We start from the raw sequence: 16,723 nt of genomic DNA on the forward strand, positions 1-16,723 counted from the left end.
CAGCGACGATCACCGTGCGCCTCCCGCTGCCGCGCGGGGGATGCCCTGCTCGCCGATGAGGCCACGCCATGTGTCGCGATATCGGGCAAGTCCGGTGAAGCTTGCGGCACGCACGGGCTCCGGCACTTCCGCGGCAAATTCGCGGCCGACGGTCTCGAAGGCCAGCGCCGCCGCCCCGGTGGCGCTGCCCTCCAGTGTGGCCCCTTGCAGGAAGGCCTGGCTGGGACGCAGTTGCGCCACTAGCCCGGCGAGCAGGCCGCCAGCGTTCAGTCCGCCATCGACGATCACGGTGTTGTCCGAATGGATCTGGTCGAGGCAGAGGTCGACCATCAGCGCGACGTAGAGCAGCGCCACGGCTGCGCGTTCCTCGGCGCTTGGCATGCGGCCGACCAATTTGCCGGCGCGGCCGGGCATTGGGCCGCCCGGCGCGAAGCTCGGCAGCGCCATGCTGCCGGCGTTGATCACCCGCTGCACTGTCGCCGGCGCGATCGCGCCTTGCCAGCCGTCGCTGATCGTGGCGAATTCGCGCCCGCCCATAAAGCGGATGGTCGGCACAGGGCCGCCGTCGACATCGACATTGACCAGCATGTCGCGCTGGCCATCGAGCGCGTCGAGCAGGCAATCCGGATTAAGCACGACGACCCAGGTGCCGGTCGAGACGACGGTGACCGGGCCAAGCTCCTGCCGGCGATAGGCATGGAGCGCGGCATTGCTGTCATGGACACCATTGTGGATGGCGATCCGCCGCTTCGTGTCGCTGAGGCGTTGCTCGCCGATAACCGAGCCCGCCCGCTCGAAAGCGGGCATCCGGTCGCGCCAGCCCTCGATGTCGACCAGCGAACTGAAGTCGCGCTTGCGCGGCGCCCATAAATGCGAGTGGCAGCCGAGATAGGACACTTCCGAGACCGCCCGGCCGCCAAACCGCCAGCTCCAGTATTGTGGATAGCCGAGGATCGATTTCGCGGCCGTGAATGCACCGGGTTGCACCGCCTGTAGCCACAGCATGTGGCGACCGTAGTTGAAGCCGAGCGGCAATCGCGGCGAGAAGGTCTCGGTGAAATCCGGAACGAGGCGATCTATTTGCGCGGCAATATCAGCCGGCGGCTCTTGCTCGTAGTCGAGTATCGGATGCGTTAGCGCCGCCTCGTCGACCAGGGCAAAGGTGCAGCCATGGCCCGACACCATCACGCCCTCTACGCCATGGATGTCGGCGGCCTCGCTAACGGCGCGAACCGCCCAATCGTGAAGTGCTGCCTCATCAAGCACGCTGAAGCCATCTTTGCGCATCCAGTTCGGCCGGGTCCGGCGCTCGTCGACGATGCGCCCGTCCTGAGCGAAGACGAACAGCTTCGAATTGGTCTTGCCGAAATCGAGGACGGCCATCTTCACTGGATGGCTCCCGAAACCGAAACGATGCGCACCATGACGCCCGCGTCTTCCAGCATGCGCGCGTCGACGTCGGACAGGCCGTCATCGGTCACCAGCGTGCCGATGCGCGACAAGGGCAGCGCGATGTTACGGGCGTGGATCGACAGTTTGCGGCTGTCGGCCAGCACCACGATCTGGTCGGCACACAGGCTGAGATCGGCGATGGAGCGGACCAGCAGGGGGTGCGATTCCAGCACGCCCTCCTGGCCAAGGCCTTGGGCGCCGAGAAAGAACTTCGATGCGTAGAACGGCTCCGCCTGGGTCGGTGAATGGATGATGCCCGGCTCACGATGCAGATCGCCGCCGGCAACGGTCAGGCTGCAATGGCCGTGGTCGCTCAGATAGGCCGCGAGCGGCATCGAATTGGTATAGAGACGGATGCTGCGCTCAGCCAGCTTGACCCCAAGGTGGAAGCAGGTCGAACCGCCATGCACGATGACCGCATCGCCGTCGCGCACCATCGTGGCCGCGAGAGCGGCGATCTGCCGCTTGGCCTCGACCGCGAGGTCGCGGTTCTCGTCATAGGGCCTGGCATAGGCAACACCCGCCTGTGAAGCGCCGTCGAGCGCCGAGATGCCGCCATAGACCTTCCGTGCTTCACCGGCCTCGTCGATCTTGTCGATGTCGCGCCGCACCGTCGCCGCCGACACGCCGAGCTGCTCCTGCAGTTCGCGCACCGACGCGAAGGGGCGATCCCGCAGCAACTCGACGATCTGACGCTGGCGGCCGGAGTCGCTCAATCGTTTTTCCTCCCAGGAGCCGTTTTTGCCGCGGCATTTGACGTAACTTACTCAGCATCTTTCCGATTGCAAGAACCTTTTGATGAAATTAGATCACCATTGACGTAAGTCGCTCGCATCTGCGATACACATCAACATCCCACGACGGGTATCCGAAGCTGCGAGGCTGGCGGAGCTGATAGAGGAAATGCGCCATGGCGACCTATGCGGATGCGCAGGAAATGACTGCCTTGCGGGCGCTTTCGGCCAGCATCGGGCGCAATCCAAACCTGACCCAGGCCGCCGGCGGCAACACCTCGCTAAAAGCCGGCGACACGCTGTGGATCAAGGCTTCCGGCACATGGCTGAAGGATGCGCTCTCCGAAGATATCATGGTGCCGGTGGCCATGGCGCCGCTGCTCAGGGCTGTCGAACAGCGCGACAGCGCCGCCGACCAGCCGCAGATCTTCGCCATCGAGACGCTCAACGCCCGGCGCCTGCGCCCTTCGATTGAAACCACCGTTCACGCGCTGATGCCGCAGCGCGTCGTCCTGCATGTCCATTGCGTCGAAACCATTTCGCTGGCGGTACAGGCCAATTGCGAGGTGGAAGCCGCCAGACGCCTTGATGGTCTCAAATGGGTGTATGTTCCTTATTTCCGGCCAGGCCTGCCGCTTGCCCAGGGTATTGCCGAGCGGCTTCAGGCTGGGGTCGACGTGCTGATCCTTGCCAATCACGGGCTGGTCGTCGCGGCCGATACCGTCGCCGAGGCCGAAGTGCTGCTGCGCCGCGTCACGCTGCTTCTGGCGCGGCCGGCGCGCCAAGTGGCGGAACCGGATGTTGCGGGATTGGCGGCGCTGGCCGGGAAAACCGGTTACAGGCTGCCGGCGGAAGTCGAGGCGCACGCGGTAGCCATCGATCCCGAAAGCCGCCGCATGGCGTCGGGGGGCAGCCTCTACCCCGATCACGTCATCTTTCTGGGTCGGGGGTCGGTGGTGGCAAAGCCCGGTGAGGATGTGCCGCGCGTCATCGAGCGGTGCGGTGCAAAGCCCGTGGCGATCCTGTTTCCCGGGCTGGGCGTGCTGATGCGCGGCGACGCCAGTGCCGGCGCCGACGCCATGCAACGCTGCCTTGCCGACGTGACGGCACGCATCGACATTGCAGCGCGGCTGAACTACCTCACCGCCGCCGAGAACGATGAACTGGTCAACTGGGACGCCGAGAAGTATCGACAGAAACTCAATGCCGCCAGCCGCTGACACGCCGCTTGCCATAGGCATCGACATCGGCACGTCCGGCGCGCGCGCGGTCGCCATGCGTCCAGATTTTTCCATTGCCGCGCGTTCCGCCGTTTCGCTCGAGTTGTTTGGCCGGAATGCCCGCGACCCTGCAGTGTGGTGGTCAGCGGTCGGCCCAGCGCTGGCGGAACTGCTTTCGGGCATCGACCGAACAGCGGTCCGGTCGATCGCTGTTGACGGCACTTCAGGTACGTTGCTGCCGGTCGACGCCGCCGGGCGGCCGCTGGCCGAGCCGCTGATGTACAACGATACGGTCGCCGACAACGCCATTCTGGTCGCGATCGCTCGCGAAGCCCCAGCGACCAGTGCCGCACTTGGGGCGACGTCCGGTCTCGCCAAGGCGCTCTGGTTCCAGCGCACGCCCGGTGTTGCCGCGGTGCTGCATCAGGCGGACTGGATCGCGGGACAATTCTCCGGTCGCTTCGATGTCAGCGACGAGAACAATGCCTTGAAAACCGGTTACGACATCACGGCCCGCTGCTGGCCGGACTGGATTGCGGCCACCGAAATGCGCATGGAGTTGCTGCCCGGCGTCGTCAGGCCGGGCGATGTCGTCGGCAAGCTAACCGCGGATGCCGCGGATATGTTCGGCTTACCGCGCGAAATCGCCGTCGTCGCCGGAACGACCGATGGCTGCGCCTCGTTCCTGGCGACAGGTGCCGCGGCAATGGGCGACGGCGTCACCGTGCTGGGGTCGTCGTTGACCGTCAAGATCCTGTCCGACCGGCCTATCTCGGCGCCCCGCTTCGGCATCTACAGCCATCGGCTTGGAGATGTCTGGCTGGCGGGCGGAGCATCGAACTCCGGCGGCAAGGTGCTGACACAACATTTCCCTCTGGCGCGCATCGTCGAGCTGAGCATGGCGATCGACCCGATGACCGAGACCGGCCTCGACTACTATCCTCTTGCCACTGCAGGCGAACGCTTTCCGATCGCCGATCCGGCACTGCCGCCGCGTCTTGTGCCCCGACCGGTGGAGGACGCCGACTATCTGAAAGCCATGTTGGAGGGTATCGCCGCGATCGAGGCGCTCGGTTATGACAGGCTCGCCGAGCTCGGCGCGCCGCGGCTGACGTCGGTCAGAAGCGTCGGCGGCGGTGCGGCGAATGCCGCCTGGACGGCGATCCGGCGGCGCAGACTTGGTGTTGATTTCCTGCCGGCACTTTCGGACGAAGCCGCCGCCGGCACGGCGCGACTGGCGCTGACGGGCGCAAGCGCGGCGGGGCTTCTATGAGCGCGAAAACAGTCGAACACCTCAACGGCGTCAACCAGCTGGCCGAGCGCTATGATGTTTTCCTGCTCGATCAGTTCGGCGTGCTGCATGACGGCGCCAGCCCCTATCCAGGGGCGGTGGAAGCACTGTCGACGCTGAAGCGCGCCGGCAAGACCATTGTGTTGATCTCGAACTCCGGCAAGCGGGCGGGGCCCAACGAGAGCCGGCTGCTAAAGCTCGGCTTCGAACCGGGAAGCTGGGACCATTTTGTTTCTTCCGGCGAGGTCGCGTGGGAGTTCTTCCACGACATGGCGGTATCCGGAAAGCTACTGCCAAACACGAAATGCCTGTTGATAAGCCGCGACGATGACCGCTCGGCGATCGAAGGTCTGCCCTTCGCATTGACCAAGGACGGTGACGATGCCGGGCTGGTGCTGATTTCGGCCAGCGAGGGCGACCGCTACGATGTCGAGCACTATCGCCGGCTTCTTGCGCCGGCTGCGGTGCGGCAGGTGCCATGCTTCTGCACCAACCCTGACAAGATCATGCTGACGGCAGTGGGGCCGCGCTTCGGCGCCGGCCGGCTGGCGGATCTCTACGAGGACCTCGGTGGTAGCGTCACGCGTATCGGCAAGCCTTACCCCGCCATATTCGGCGCCGCGCTAGCGCTGGCAGGCAATCCAGACCGCAGCACTGTGGTCTGCGTCGGCGACAGTGTCGAACACGACATCGCTGGCGGACTTGCTGCCGGCGTGGCCACGGTGCTGGTTCTGTCAGGAATATTGGCGGAGACCCCTGACCTGTTCGATCTGTTCGACACGATGGACGCCTACCCGGATTACATCATGGATCGCTTCAGGTTTCGCTGATTTGATTCACCTGGCAGCGCTCGCGCGCGAATCCGGCCTCAACGCCTCGTGGCCGACGAGCATTGGCCGGCTGGCTCAAGACCGCCGAACAGCGCCGATCCAGTCGAGCCGCGCGGCTGGAATGAGGCCGTAATTGTAGAAATTGATGCCGTCAACACCGGGCGCCAGCGCCGGCTTCACCTTGGCCGCCAGGATGTCGGGGCGGGCCATTTCCGGATAGAACAGCCGGTAGCCGGCGCCGAGGAATTTGTCCGCGCCCAGTGCCGCACGGCCGGCCGCCATCAGGCTGGCGACATCGCCGGCCTGCATGTCGTAGGCGCACAGGATCGCCCCGTCGCAGACCTTGCCCAGCGCTGCCAGATCGCAACCGCCAAGCCAGCCGTCTTTCAGATCGATAATAACGACCCGCGTCGTGGGATCGGCTACCTCGCGCAGTTCGGCGACCAGGCTGGTCACTGGCTCGAATCGCCACAAGAGATAGGCATGGAGTTCCGGCCATGGGGCAAAGGCGTCGAGCCCGCAGGCGGGAAAATTGGGAAAGCGCCGCTCAGGCACCGCACGCTCGCAGGTCTCGACGATCCATTGCCTGGTGAGCTTGCTCGCCGCCTCGGCATCGATGCCGGCTTTTGCCGCACGGGAGACGCAGGACGGACAGAAGCACAGAGACAAAAGAAAATCGTCTTCCGGCGTCAGCCCGACACCGTCCTTCTCGTGATGGTATTCATGGGCAAAGCCCATGAAGGACGGGCTTTCAAGTTCTATCCCGTCCGGCCGGTAGCTGTGCGAGATGTCGGCGATCAGCGCGCGGACATAGGCGCGCGCATCGGGATGGGACGGGCAGAGATTGTAGTAATTGGCATCGCCGAAGGCGTTGCGGGTGACGGCCTGCGGATGCAGCATGCCCAGGCGGGTGTTGTGCAGGCAGACCGTCCAGCACGAAACGCCTAGTCCGCCCGCGTCGCGACGGCGGATGAGCTGACCGAGCACGTCGCCGCCCTCGGTGATCACGTCAGCCACCTTGGGCTGGATGGCTAGACTTCCCCAGCGCGCTGCGGTCGGCTTGAAATAGATGGTGCCGTCCTCAGGGAAATAGGCCTTGCGGCGCGGACTGCGCGGCTGCAGGAAGCGCCCGGCATGATAGGATGTCGCCAGGCTGATCATGTTGAGCCCGGCGCGCCCGACAAGATCACGTTCGACCGTCTCCAGGCCGAGATCCTGGATGTCCCAGGGATAGGTCCACATGGACAGTTGCTGCATGGAATATCCTCTGCCTGATCCGGGTTTGGCTCAGCCGTCGACCGGCTCTGCGACCTGCATTAGGCAGTCGCCCGCCTCACACATCGTGTGCAGCCGGCGCGACAGCACCAAGCCGCTTTCGGCGAAATGTAGGGCCTCCTCGGCAACATCGAGCCGCTCGAGATCGTGGTACCAGCCGGCCAATTGTCCTGAAGTGACACTGTCGCCGAGCCTGGCGGCGGGCTCGAACCAGCCGCGGCGGGTGGCATAGAGGCCCTGGCTGTGCCTGGACAGGGACAGCAGCCTTGTCGGCGCCGAATGCTTTTCGCCAGCGCCAAGAAGAACCGGCGCGCCGACCACACCCATTGCTATCATCAGACGGTCGAGTGCGCGGGCCGTGATCGCCATCGAATCGACCGTTGCGGTGCCACCGCCGCCGAACTCACCGCTGACGCCGACGGCGCCGGCGCGGCGCGCTGCGCCCATCGAGGTTGGCGAGGCCTGGCCGTTGTCAGCGATAAAGCCGTAGGGCATGCCGAGCTTGCGCATCAGCTCGACGCCACGCCGGTGGCGCTCGGGATCGGCGTTGCGTTCGACCAGCGCGGTCGGCAGATGCTCCATCGACGTGCCGCCCGAATGGATATCGAAGACGACCTCGTGACGGGGGAACAGCTCCGTCTCAAGGAAATTGGCGAGCCGGCTTGTCGGCGTTCCCGAGGGATCGCCGGGAAAGGCCCGGTTGAGATTGCCGCCGTCGAGCGGCGAGCAGCGCTTGGCGGCCATCACCGCAGGGGCGTTGGCCATCGGCATGATGGTGATGCGGCCCTTGATCCGCTTCGGATCGAGCCGGCGCGCCAGTTTTGCCAGCGACAGCTCGCCCTCATATTCGTCGCCGTGATTGCCGGCCATCAAAAGCAGTGACGGGCCGTCGCCATTGCGGATGAGGCAGATCGGCACCTTGACCTGAAAGTAGGGCGAGCGATCGATCGAGAACGGAATGCTTAGATGGCTGAGCGTCTTGCCGTCGCGGTCGAAATCGAGCGTGTGGGCGAGGCCGGTGTGCATGGTCAGACCGCCGCGACCGCGGTGATTTCGATGCGCAGATCAGGGTCGGCAAGCCGCGCCTCGACGCAGGCCCGCGCCGGCAGGCGGGCAGGATCGATCCAGGCATCGTAGATGCTGTTCATTGCCTCGAAATCACCGATCTGCGGCAGGAAGATGTTGACCGCCACCAACTTCGACTTGCTGCTGCCGGCCTCGACCAGCAGCGCCTCGACTTTGGCAAGCACGTCGCTGGTCTGGCCTTCGATGCCGGCCTTGCGATCGTTGGCCACCTGGCCGGCTATGTGAACGAGGCCGCCATAGACGACTGCCTGCGACATGCGCGAGCCGGACTGAAAATACTTGATCATATCGAATCCTTTCGAGGTTCTCTTTTTCGGGGATCTGGTCAGCCGAACCAGGTGGGGAAAGCGTGGCGGACGTGGCCGGTCGCGTCGACCCCGAAGATCACACGATAACGGTCGAGGCAGGTGCAGGGGTGCGAGATGCCGAATTCGATGACGTCGCCGACGGCGATGTCGTCGCTCGGCGCAATCGACAGGAAGGCATGCTGGTCGTTGAGCTTGACCACCTCGGCGCGCGCGATGGGCATCGGCGACGGCTTCCCGGCGCGGAAGACCGTGAGCAGCGTTGGAAATCCCTGGTCGAACGACACGTCGCGCATCCCCATGCCGCAGATGACGAGGCCGGGCTCAGGCCGCGACAGCACTTCGGCCCACAGGCGTAGCGCAGGGCGAAAGGAATGCCGCGCCGAAGCGCTGATGCCGCCTATGGCAAAACCCTTGCGGGCATCGAGGGCGCCGAGCGAACGGTCATAGGTGCCGTGGTCGTGGAAGAAGATGGCGCCACTGCGCAGCACCAGCGTTGCGTTGCCGTCGCTGAAAACCACCGGCGAAAGTGCTTCAACCACTCTGTCGAAGAAGGCGGAGCCGCCGGCTGTGACGATCAGCGGTGCGTCGCCGCCGACGCGGGCACGCAGCCGCAGGAACATGTCGGCGGTCATTGCCAGCAGGCGGGATATCACCTCATCGGTGCGACCGGGCTCGGGTTGCGCCGCCGCCCCTTCATAGGTCGTAACGCCGGCGATCAGCAGCCGCCCGCCGGCAGCCGTGATCGCATCGGCGATAGCCTCGGCTTGCGCGGTGGTGCGGGCGCCCGCCCTGCCCGCACCAAGTTCGACCAGCACGCGCAGCGGCGGCAGCGCCGCATTGGCGCGCCAGGCCTCGGCAAGCGCATTCACGGCGTCGACCGAGTCGGCAAAGACATAGAGCTCGGCATCCGGCCAGGCACCAGCAAGCACCGCCAGCCGGTTGGCGCCGCCGGCTCCGCCAACCTCATTGGCGATGATCAGCCGTGTCAAGCCGGCCTTCAGCATCACTGTCGCTTGCCTGATGTCGGCGACCGTCGTGCCCCATGCGCCGGCCTCGACCAGCGACCGGGCAAGGTCGGGCGCCATCGGCGTCTTGGCATGCGGAGCGATCTCAACATTGTGTTCGCGCGCATAGCGCAGGAACAGGTCGCGATTGACGGAGAAGGCCGCCTCGTCGAGGGTCAGCACCGGAAGCGCCATGCGTCCATCGGCGGGATGCCAGTGCTCGGCCGCGACAAGGCTGCTGTCAAGCCCGGTTGTGCCGGGAGGCACGCCGCGGATGCGGTCGTCGAGCTGAAAATTTTCGTGCACCGAAAGGGCTGGAACCGGTGAGTTTTCAGTCATCCGATGCTAACCCTTTCACCGTCGCAGAACGAAGCCAGAATCGATCGCCGGTCACAGCCTGAGAGAGATACGTGCCAGAACCTTACGCCGGACCGATCATCGACGCCCATCATCATCTTTGGGATCTCAGCCTGGGACGGCATCCCTGGCTCGGCGCCACGGCCGGCGAGCGCGGCGGCCTGGGCGAGCTTGGCCCCTTGCGGCGGAACTATCTGCCCGGGGATTATGCGCGCGATGCCATAGGGCATAATGTCGTCGCCACCCTCCATGTCGAAGCCGGCTGGGCGAGTGGCGACTGCATCGGAGAAACGCGCTGGCTTGAAGCACTCGACAAATCGCGCGGCGTCGCCGCCCGCTATGTCGTTCACGTGCCGCTCGCCGATCGCCAGGCGCCTGCGCTGATCGAAGCGCAAGCCGCGTTCGAGCGTGTCGCCGGCGTGCGCGACATATTGAGCTGGGATCCCGACCCTGCCCGCCGTTTTGCGGCCCGTGACGGCATCATGGACGATCCGGCCTGGCGCGCCGGGCTTGCCTTGCTTGGCCAGCATCGGCTGGCCTTCGACCTGATGGTGTTTCCGCGCCAGCTCGCCGGCGCGGCTCGCCTTGCGGCTGCCTTCCCCGATCAGCAATTCGTGCTCAACCATTGCGGCAGTCCGATCGACCGCGACGCCGACGGCATGCAGAGATGGCGCGACGGGCTGCGGCTTCTGTCGCAATGCGACAACGTCGCCATCAAAATATCGGATCTGGTCGCCTACGATCATGACTGGACGCTCGACAGCCTGAAGCCCGTCGTCCTGCATTGCATCGATTGTTTCGGCACCGGTCGCGCCATGTTCGGCAGCGACTTTCCGGTCGCCGGCCTGCATGCCTCGTTCGATGACATATATGACGGCTTCAAAACCATCACAGCGGACTTTTCCGCCGACGAGCAGACGGCGCTGTTCTTCGGCAACGCAAGGCGCATCTATCGGCTCGACGATGTGTCATCGGCGCGCCTGCTCCCGGCCTGAGAGCAGCAGCAGGCCGAGGATCAGCGAGCCGAACAGGATGCTGCGCCAGCCGGGCGATGCGTTGACGACGGTGATCAGCGCGGTGATGGTGACCAGCAGGATGGCGCCGGGGATGGTGCCGGCATAGGTGCCAAGCCCGCCGAGGATCGAGGTGCCTCCGAGGACCACAGCGGCAATCGAGGCGAGCAGATAGGGATCGCCGATGCCGACATAGCCCTGTCCGTTCATGCCCAACACGAGCACGCCGGCAAGTCCCGAGCAGAAGCCGCTGATGCCGTAGACCGCAAGCGTCGTGGACGTGACCGGAACACCGGACAATGCCGCGGCAAGTGGGTTGGCGCCCATGGCGAAGATGCGGGCGCCGAGCGATGTCGCATGCATCGTGGTCAGCACGATCGCCGACACGACCACCCACAACAATACGCCAGCGGGAATGCCGGCCGGCCGGCCATTGCCGAGCCAGTGGACCAGCGGGTTCTCGGCGGTCACGGCGCTGCCGCCGGCGATGATGATCAACAGACCCTGCAAGAATGTCGCCATGGCCAATGTCATGATCATCGGGTGGACGCGCAGCAAAGCGACGCCGAGCCCGTTGACCAGGCCGATTGCCGTGGTCAGCACCAGAACGGCAAGAATGGCGGTGATGCCGGTCGGATCCACCAGCCACGACAGCAGCGGCAGGCTGACGGCGCTGACCGTGACGATGGCCGCGACGGAAAGGTCGATGCCGCCGGCGATCACCACAAAAGTCTGGCCCGCGGCAACCAGGCCGATGACGGCGCCGAGCTCCACCAGATAGCGCAGATGGCCATAAGCGCCGAAGCCGCGCGAAACGAAGCTCGCCACGATCCAGACCGCGGCAACGATGGCAACGGTGAGAAACGGCCGGCTGCGCAGGACCGTCGTCAGGGCGCGTTTGCCGCCCGCGCTGTCATTCCATGCTGTCATTGCTGTGCCTTGCGGAATTGCGGGATGGCGACCGCGCCGATGATGATCAGGCCCTGGGCCACATATTGTGCGACCGGCGTGAAGCCGAGGAAGAACATGACGCTGATCATCAGGCTGAGCAGCAGGCTGCCGGCAAGCGCGCCGCGCATCGTGCCCTGGCCGCCGAGGAAGCCGATGCCGCCGAGCACCGCAGCGGCAATCGAGTTCAGGGTAAAGGCGGCGCCGATGACCGGGTCGCCCGAACCGGTCTGTGCGGCGACGAACAAGCCGGCGCCAGTGGAGAGCAGACCGCTGATCGCATAGGCCGCAATGCGCGCGCCGTCGACCGGCACGCCGGAGCGATAGGCGCCGACCGGATTCTCGCCGGCGGCATAGAGGCTCAAGCCAAGCGGCGTGGCGAGATAGAGCTTCCACAGGAGAATGATGACCACCAGCAGCACGAATGCCGCCGGTGTGTTGCCGGCAAGCAGGTCGGACAGCCACGCCGGGATTGCGCCGCCGGGCCGCGGCAGGATCAGCAGTGCGGCGCCGCCGATGATGAACGACCCGGCAAGCGTCACCACGATGGCCGGCAGCCGAAGCCGTACCACGATGAAGCCGGTCGCCGCCCCGATGCCGAGGCCCGTCAGCGCCACTGCGGCAGTGCCCCCGGCGACGCCCAGCGGCCCGGCCATCGTCGTCGCGGCGATGACCGCGCCCAAGCTGACCGTCGCGCCGATGGCTAGGCTGATGCCGCCGGTGAGCATCAGGATCGCCTGCGCCATGGCGACCAGCGCCAATGGAAACCAGCTCTGGGTGAATTTGGCGAAGCCGGACGCCGTGAACAGGCCCGGAAAGAGGACGCCATAGGCGATGAGAAACACCAGGACGACGGCAAACAGGCTGCGCACGCCGACATTGCGACGCATCTGCACCGGCCAGTAGAGCGCATCGGTCTGCCGGGCGGAGGAAGATGTGTTCATGCCGCAACCTTCCGCTGTTCGGCGCCCATCGCCGCGGAGACGATGGCTTCCTCGCTCAGCGCTCCACGCGCCAGCATGGCGACGATGCGGCCTTCGCGAACGATGGCTACACGGTCGCAAAGGTGCACGAGTTCGGGCGTGTCGGAACTGAGCAGCACGACCGCCTTGCCGGCGGCGGCGAAATTGCGAAGCATCATGTAGATCTCACGTTTTGTTTCGACGTCGACGCCGCGCGTCGGATCGTTGAGCAGAAGCACCAGCGGGTCGTGCGGCATCCATTTCGCCAGCGCCACCTTCTGCTGGTTGCCGCCCGATAGAGCCTGCGCCGCCCGGCCGAGGTGACCCTTGATGCCGAGTTGGGCGGCAAGGCTTTTGGCCGTCTCGCCCTCTGCGCGGCGGCTGCGCAGCTTCAGCGCCGGCAGCCTGGCAAAGGCGGGCAGCATCATGTTGGTGATGATGGGATGGATCAGGTGCAGGCCCTCGCGCTTGCGATCCGCGGGCACATAGGCCAGCCCCAGCGCGTTGGCTTTCGGCACGCCGCCGGGCAGGCCGGAGGCGCCGTTGACGGTCGCCGACGCCGTCCGTGCCGGAATGGCGCCGTAGAGACCGAGCAGCAGATCTTCCTGCCCTTGCCCGACCAGGCCGCCAATGCCAAGCACTTCGCCCGTTTTGATATCCAGATCGATGTCGCGCATCAGGCCGGCCGAAAGATTTCGGACGGAGATAGCGTTGGCAGGCAAACTGGAAGGCTGCCATTGCGGAAAAAGATCACCGGGATCGCGGCCGACCATCAGCCGAACCAACCCGGCGGCGTCGGTGCCTTCCAGGGTGCGGTCGGCCGTGCAGGTGCCGTCCTTCAGAACGGTGACGTGCTGGCATAGAGCCATGACTTCGTTCAGTCGGTGCGAGATGTAGAGAATGGCGATGCCTTCGCCGCGCAACCGCTGCAGCAGATCGGTGAGGATTTTGGTTTCGGTTGCCGATAGCGACGATGTCGGTTCGTCGAGAATGAGCACGCGCGGCCGGCGGTAGAGCGCCTTGGCGATCTCCACCATTTGGCGGCGGCCGAGCGACAGATGCCCGACCGGCGTCGACAGCGGCTCGTGCAGCCCGACAAGTTCGCATGCGGCCCTCGCCCGCGCAGCGAGTTCGCGGTAGTCGATCAGGCCGAACCGTTTGGGATAGGCGCCGAGACCAACATTTTCGGCGATGGAAAGACTGGCCGTCAGGCTGAGTTCCTGCTGGACGACGGCGATGCCGGCCTGCCGCGCAACAGCCGGCGTCATGCGTGAGACCGCGCGTCCATCGACCTCGATCGTCCCGCCATCCGGTCTCAAGGCGCCGGACAAAAGGTTGATCAAGGTCGACTTTCCGGCGCCGTTCTCGCCGAGCAGCGCATGCACGCGGCCCGGCTGGAGAGCGATTGAAACGTCGCGCAGGACGGGGTTGCCGAAGAAAGACTTCGACACCCCGCGCGCCGCGAGCAGCGGAGCCATGGTTGTCAACGCTACAACCCTTCAGGCTTATTTCTGAGCCAGCAGCTTCTTGAACAGCTCCTCATCGTAAGGAGAAAAGATGTAGCCGTCAGCCGGGAAGTCCTTGGCCCGGGCGAGGTATTCGTCGATGTTGGAATTGTCGATCACCGGCAGCGGAATCTTGACGAAAGCCGGCACATCCTTGCCTTCCAGCGCCTGAACGGCGGTGTAGGTGGCGAAGGCGCCGAGCCAGTTCGGCTGCATCGTCGCCCAGCTCTTCAAGCCCTTTTCTTTCCAGAGTTCCAAAAACTGCCGGGCGTTCTCACCGGTGATCGGCACCTGTTCGCGGCCCTGCTTGTCGAGGGCCAGCACGGCGCCTGCCGACAGAGCACCGCCGAGCGACAGGATGCCGTCGATCTCGGGGTTGGCGAAGAGCAGGCTGGCGACGGCTTCCTGTGCCGGCGCGACGTTGTAGGGCGTGTTGGTCTCGGCAAGCACCGTCACGTCGGGATGGGCCTTGAGCTCAGCGTCGGCGCCTTTGCGCCTGTCATCGCTGACCGAAACCCCGGCGGGGCCATTGAGGATCAGGATCTTGCCCTTGCCGCCGATGGCGTCGATCAGGAACTTGGCGGCCTGGTCGCCCCATTGCGAAGAATCGGTGTTGACCTTGGCGGTGAGCTTGTCGGTATCGACGAGGCTGTCGAAGTTGATGATGGCGATGCCCTTGGCGCAGGCATCGGCCAGAACGCGTGCAGGTGCGGTCGACGAACCGGCGATCAGGATGATGGCGTCGACATCGGAATCGATCATCGACTGGATCTGCTGGATCTGGACGTTGGCATCGCCCTGAGCGTCGGTGACGACGAGCTTGTCGACCAGTCCCTGCTTCTTCAGGGTCTCGACTTCGACTTCGATCGTGCCTTGGGTCTGCTTCATCCAGGTCGGCACGGAATAGATGTTGGCCCAGCCGATCGTGTACGGCGCCTTGCGGTCGCCCTTGATGCAGTTGGCGGCGGCATTGGCTGCCGAGCCGGCGCCAAAGCTCAGCACGAGACCGAGGCAAAGCGCGCTGGCGGATGCGAAAAACGGTGATTTCATCATGACTGTTCCCTTCAGAGGTTGTGGCCTCGACGTGCAGAACAAGGGCGAGGAAACCCGTCGGTCGCCGGATCTTGGAAACCGTGTGTCGCCTCGGGATTTGTCTGCGTCAGGCTCGTTAGTTTGTCTGGTATTTCAGACAATGTGTCTGTATATCGGACAAACTGGATGCTAGACCGAGCCTTGACATCTTTCAAGCGCCTTGAGACGAGAACCGAAATGATTTTGGCGGATGGTCATGAGCGACGGCACTAACGATGCGATCGGGAAGGAAGCCGGCGCGGAGCCGCGCAACGGCGAACGACGACGCGGCATTGACCGCGTCATCATGCTGCTCGAGGCGTTGCTGCGGCACCGCGCGCCAATGCGCGTCGGCGACATCGCCAAAATGATCGGCGCGCCGCGTTCGACCACCTACGAGATCGTCAACAGCCTGCTCGACGCCGAAATGCTCGAAAACGTCGGCGGTGAAGGTTACGTCTATTTCGGACGCGCCATGCATCTGTTCGGCTGGGCCTACTCACATCACAACGCCCATTACCGTCGCATCATCGAGACCTTGGATAAGTTGGCCGCCGAGACAGGCGAGACGGTCCAGCTATGCGGCCTGCGTGGCAACAAATACGTCGTTCTTGACTGCCGAGTTTCGCCGGGCCCGTTCCGGATCTCAAGCGATGTCGGGGTTGAGGTGCCGATCCCATGGACGGCATCCGGACGGCTGCTCCTCGGCCATATGAACGAGCAAGAGTTGAGGGATTTCATCCCATCTGGCGACTACAAGCTTCCCGACGGCCGCATCATTGCACCAGCCGAATTCTTTGCCGATGTTGCCTTGGCCCACCGGCAGGGTTTCAGCGAGACCACAGCCTTGGCCGACCGTTTCACCTGGTGCATGGCGGCCCCCATCCGTGACGGCCACGGCGCCATCAAAAGGACCTTGTGTTTGGTGTTACCCGTCGACACGCCGGAGCCACGGCGCGACGAACTGCTTGCGTTGCTGCGCGAGCGCGCCCGTGGACTGTCTCTGGCGGGAGGCTGACGATCAGCCGTCGTGCACTCAGGTTGAAGCCTCTTAAAGGCACATGGATTCCGCTCTTCCCCATTGGTTCCATTTAGGTTCCGGACCTTAGTCCCATAGTCGGTGGATAAGGTCCGAACCAGGGAACACGCAACCGGAAGCCACATTAGGAGAAGACCGTCGATCAAAGTCCCTTCATCGCCGGTTGAGGATCCCGCCGCTCTTACTGTCGAGAGCGCGGCGGGATCCTTACGCGCGGAGCGAGCACATGAGATTTGTCGAGATTTTCACAGATGTGCTTACGGCCCTGCTTCTCGCTTTATTCGTGTGCGGGATATTCGCTGTTTTCGGAGGCCATCTGGTTCCTCCACGCTACGCAAAGATGGTGTTGCTGCCGGACCTCGATAAGATGACGACTGCATCATCTACACCCAGCTTGCCCGATTCCATCGACTTGCAAGTTCAAAAGCGCCCAGAGGTGCAAAGGTCTACCGGCGTGACACAGCGCGCAGTCGGTCTGGAGCCGCCAGTGCCATCCAGCAAGCGGTAAGAATCAGCGGAGGTTTTGGGTAGTGTGCTGAGAGTTCTGCAAATTCGCTGAGAGGGGGCGGTCATGGCAGGCTGGTGATTGTTCACGTCACCTGATTCCCGCGAAGGAACGCCACCATGA

General features: G+C 64.5%; 15 protein-coding genes. 5 read left to right on the forward strand and 10 right to left on the reverse strand.

Going from position 1 to position 16,723, the window contains the following annotated elements:
* Positions 1 to 9: 9 nt before the first annotated feature.
* Positions 10 to 1,389, reverse strand: coding sequence for an FGGY-family carbohydrate kinase (locus NKH38_RS28635; RefSeq protein ID WP_352638747.1), 1,380 nt, complete (start codon positions 1,387 to 1,389; stop codon positions 10 to 12).
* Positions 1,386 to 2,168: a DeoR/GlpR family DNA-binding transcription regulator gene (locus tag NKH38_RS28640; protein WP_023670570.1), complete on the reverse strand. Its 783-nt coding sequence runs from the start codon at positions 2,166 to 2,168 to the stop codon at positions 1,386 to 1,388. Before NKH38_RS28640 ends, NKH38_RS28635 begins: the two co-directional genes overlap by 4 nt.
* 194 nt (positions 2,169 to 2,362) lie before the next feature.
* On the opposite strand from NKH38_RS28640, the gene NKH38_RS28645 reads away from it, so the two are divergent.
* The 3 genes from NKH38_RS28645 to NKH38_RS28655 are packed head-to-tail and all read left to right on the forward strand — an operon-like array spanning position 2,363 to position 5,527.
* Positions 2,363 to 3,406 (forward strand): class II aldolase/adducin family protein, encoded by a 1,044-nt coding sequence (locus NKH38_RS28645; protein ID WP_023729086.1) that lies wholly within the window; start codon positions 2,363 to 2,365, stop codon positions 3,404 to 3,406.
* Positions 3,390 to 4,679, forward strand: a complete 1,290-nt coding sequence (locus NKH38_RS28650; protein WP_352764842.1) for an FGGY-family carbohydrate kinase — start codon at positions 3,390 to 3,392, stop codon at positions 4,677 to 4,679. Before NKH38_RS28645 ends, NKH38_RS28650 begins: the two co-directional genes overlap by 17 nt.
* Positions 4,676 to 5,527: a TIGR01459 family HAD-type hydrolase gene (locus NKH38_RS28655; RefSeq protein ID WP_352764844.1), complete on the forward strand. Its 852-nt coding sequence runs from the start codon at positions 4,676 to 4,678 to the stop codon at positions 5,525 to 5,527. The genes NKH38_RS28650 and NKH38_RS28655 overlap by 4 nt, the downstream gene beginning before the upstream one ends.
* 75 nt (positions 5,528 to 5,602) lie before the next feature.
* Here NKH38_RS28655 and NKH38_RS28660 read toward each other — a convergent pair whose 3' ends face one another.
* From NKH38_RS28660 to NKH38_RS28675, 4 genes are read right to left on the reverse strand one after another with little or no spacing between them, the layout of a single operon-like run.
* On the reverse strand, positions 5,603 to 6,784 hold the full coding sequence (locus NKH38_RS28660) for a hypothetical protein (protein WP_031237916.1): 1,182 nt from the start codon (positions 6,782 to 6,784) through the stop codon (positions 5,603 to 5,605).
* Positions 6,785 to 6,814: 30 nt separating this feature from the next.
* Complete coding sequence (locus NKH38_RS28665) at positions 6,815 to 7,828, reverse strand: succinylglutamate desuccinylase/aspartoacylase family protein (protein ID WP_352764846.1); 1,014 nt, start codon at positions 7,826 to 7,828, stop codon at positions 6,815 to 6,817.
* A gap of 2 nt (positions 7,829 to 7,830) precedes the next feature.
* Positions 7,831 to 8,175 (reverse strand): RidA family protein, encoded by a 345-nt coding sequence (locus NKH38_RS28670; protein WP_023670576.1) that lies wholly within the window; start codon positions 8,173 to 8,175, stop codon positions 7,831 to 7,833.
* A 38-nt stretch (positions 8,176 to 8,213) separates the two neighbouring features.
* Positions 8,214 to 9,539: an alanine racemase gene (locus tag NKH38_RS28675; RefSeq protein WP_352764847.1), complete on the reverse strand. Its 1,326-nt coding sequence runs from the start codon at positions 9,537 to 9,539 to the stop codon at positions 8,214 to 8,216.
* Positions 9,540 to 9,610: 71 nt separating this feature from the next.
* On the opposite strand from NKH38_RS28675, the gene NKH38_RS28680 reads away from it, so the two are divergent.
* Complete coding sequence (locus NKH38_RS28680; RefSeq protein ID WP_023701281.1) at positions 9,611 to 10,552, forward strand: amidohydrolase family protein; 942 nt, start codon at positions 9,611 to 9,613, stop codon at positions 10,550 to 10,552.
* Here the strand turns inward: NKH38_RS28680 and NKH38_RS28685 are convergent.
* From NKH38_RS28685 to NKH38_RS28700, 4 genes are read right to left on the reverse strand one after another with little or no spacing between them, the layout of a single operon-like run.
* A complete protein-coding gene (locus NKH38_RS28685; RefSeq protein WP_352764849.1) occupies positions 10,526 to 11,500 on the reverse strand; it encodes an ABC transporter permease in 975 nt (324 codons plus the stop codon). The two genes, NKH38_RS28680 and NKH38_RS28685, sit on opposite strands and share 27 nt — an antisense overlap.
* The gene (locus NKH38_RS28690) at positions 11,497 to 12,462 is read right to left on the reverse strand and encodes an ABC transporter permease (protein ID WP_023834041.1); all 966 of its coding nucleotides are present in this window, start codon (positions 12,460 to 12,462) and stop codon (positions 11,497 to 11,499) included. Before NKH38_RS28690 ends, NKH38_RS28685 begins: the two co-directional genes overlap by 4 nt.
* On the reverse strand, positions 12,459 to 13,958 hold the full coding sequence (locus NKH38_RS28695) for a sugar ABC transporter ATP-binding protein (protein WP_352764850.1): 1,500 nt from the start codon (positions 13,956 to 13,958) through the stop codon (positions 12,459 to 12,461). The genes NKH38_RS28690 and NKH38_RS28695 overlap by 4 nt, the downstream gene beginning before the upstream one ends.
* Positions 13,959 to 13,985: 27 nt before the next feature.
* The gene (locus NKH38_RS28700) at positions 13,986 to 15,038 is read right to left on the reverse strand and encodes an ABC transporter substrate-binding protein (protein WP_352764851.1); all 1,053 of its coding nucleotides are present in this window, start codon (positions 15,036 to 15,038) and stop codon (positions 13,986 to 13,988) included.
* Positions 15,039 to 15,267: 229 nt separating this feature from the next.
* On the opposite strand from NKH38_RS28700, the gene NKH38_RS28705 reads away from it, so the two are divergent.
* Entirely contained in the window at positions 15,268 to 16,074 is an 807-nt protein-coding gene (locus NKH38_RS28705; RefSeq protein ID WP_352764853.1) for an IclR family transcriptional regulator, read from the forward strand.
* Positions 16,075 to 16,723: the final 649 nt, after the last annotated feature.

The sequence above is a fragment of the Mesorhizobium sp. M1078 genome, from assembly GCF_040318615.1.
In the GTDB taxonomy this organism is placed as follows: Bacteria; Pseudomonadota; Alphaproteobacteria; order Rhizobiales; family Rhizobiaceae; genus Mesorhizobium.

Coding starts and splice junctions, on each gene's coding strand:
- NKH38_RS28655 (WP_352764844.1), top strand. CDS start 4,676: ATGAGCGCGAAAACAGTCGAACACCTCAACGGCGTCAACCAGCTGGCC.
- NKH38_RS28665 (WP_352764846.1), bottom strand. CDS start 7,828: ATGCACACCGGCCTCGCCCACACGCTCGATTTCGACCGCGACGGCAAG.
- NKH38_RS28705 (WP_352764853.1), top strand. CDS start 15,268: ATGGTCATGAGCGACGGCACTAACGATGCGATCGGGAAGGAAGCCGGC.
- NKH38_RS28670 (WP_023670576.1), bottom strand. CDS start 8,175: ATGATCAAGTATTTTCAGTCCGGCTCGCGCATGTCGCAGGCAGTCGTC.
- NKH38_RS28690 (WP_023834041.1), bottom strand. CDS start 12,462: ATGAACACATCTTCCTCCGCCCGGCAGACCGATGCGCTCTACTGGCCG.
- NKH38_RS28695 (WP_352764850.1), bottom strand. CDS start 13,958: ATGGCTCCGCTGCTCGCGGCGCGCGGGGTGTCGAAGTCTTTCTTCGGC.
- NKH38_RS28645 (WP_023729086.1), top strand. CDS start 2,363: ATGGCGACCTATGCGGATGCGCAGGAAATGACTGCCTTGCGGGCGCTT.
- NKH38_RS28660 (WP_031237916.1), bottom strand. CDS start 6,784: ATGCAGCAACTGTCCATGTGGACCTATCCCTGGGACATCCAGGATCTC.
- NKH38_RS28685 (WP_352764849.1), bottom strand. CDS start 11,500: ATGACAGCATGGAATGACAGCGCGGGCGGCAAACGCGCCCTGACGACG.
- NKH38_RS28700 (WP_352764851.1), bottom strand. CDS start 15,038: ATGATGAAATCACCGTTTTTCGCATCCGCCAGCGCGCTTTGCCTCGGT.
- NKH38_RS28675 (WP_352764847.1), bottom strand. CDS start 9,539: ATGACTGAAAACTCACCGGTTCCAGCCCTTTCGGTGCACGAAAATTTT.
- NKH38_RS28650 (WP_352764842.1), top strand. CDS start 3,390: ATGCCGCCAGCCGCTGACACGCCGCTTGCCATAGGCATCGACATCGGC.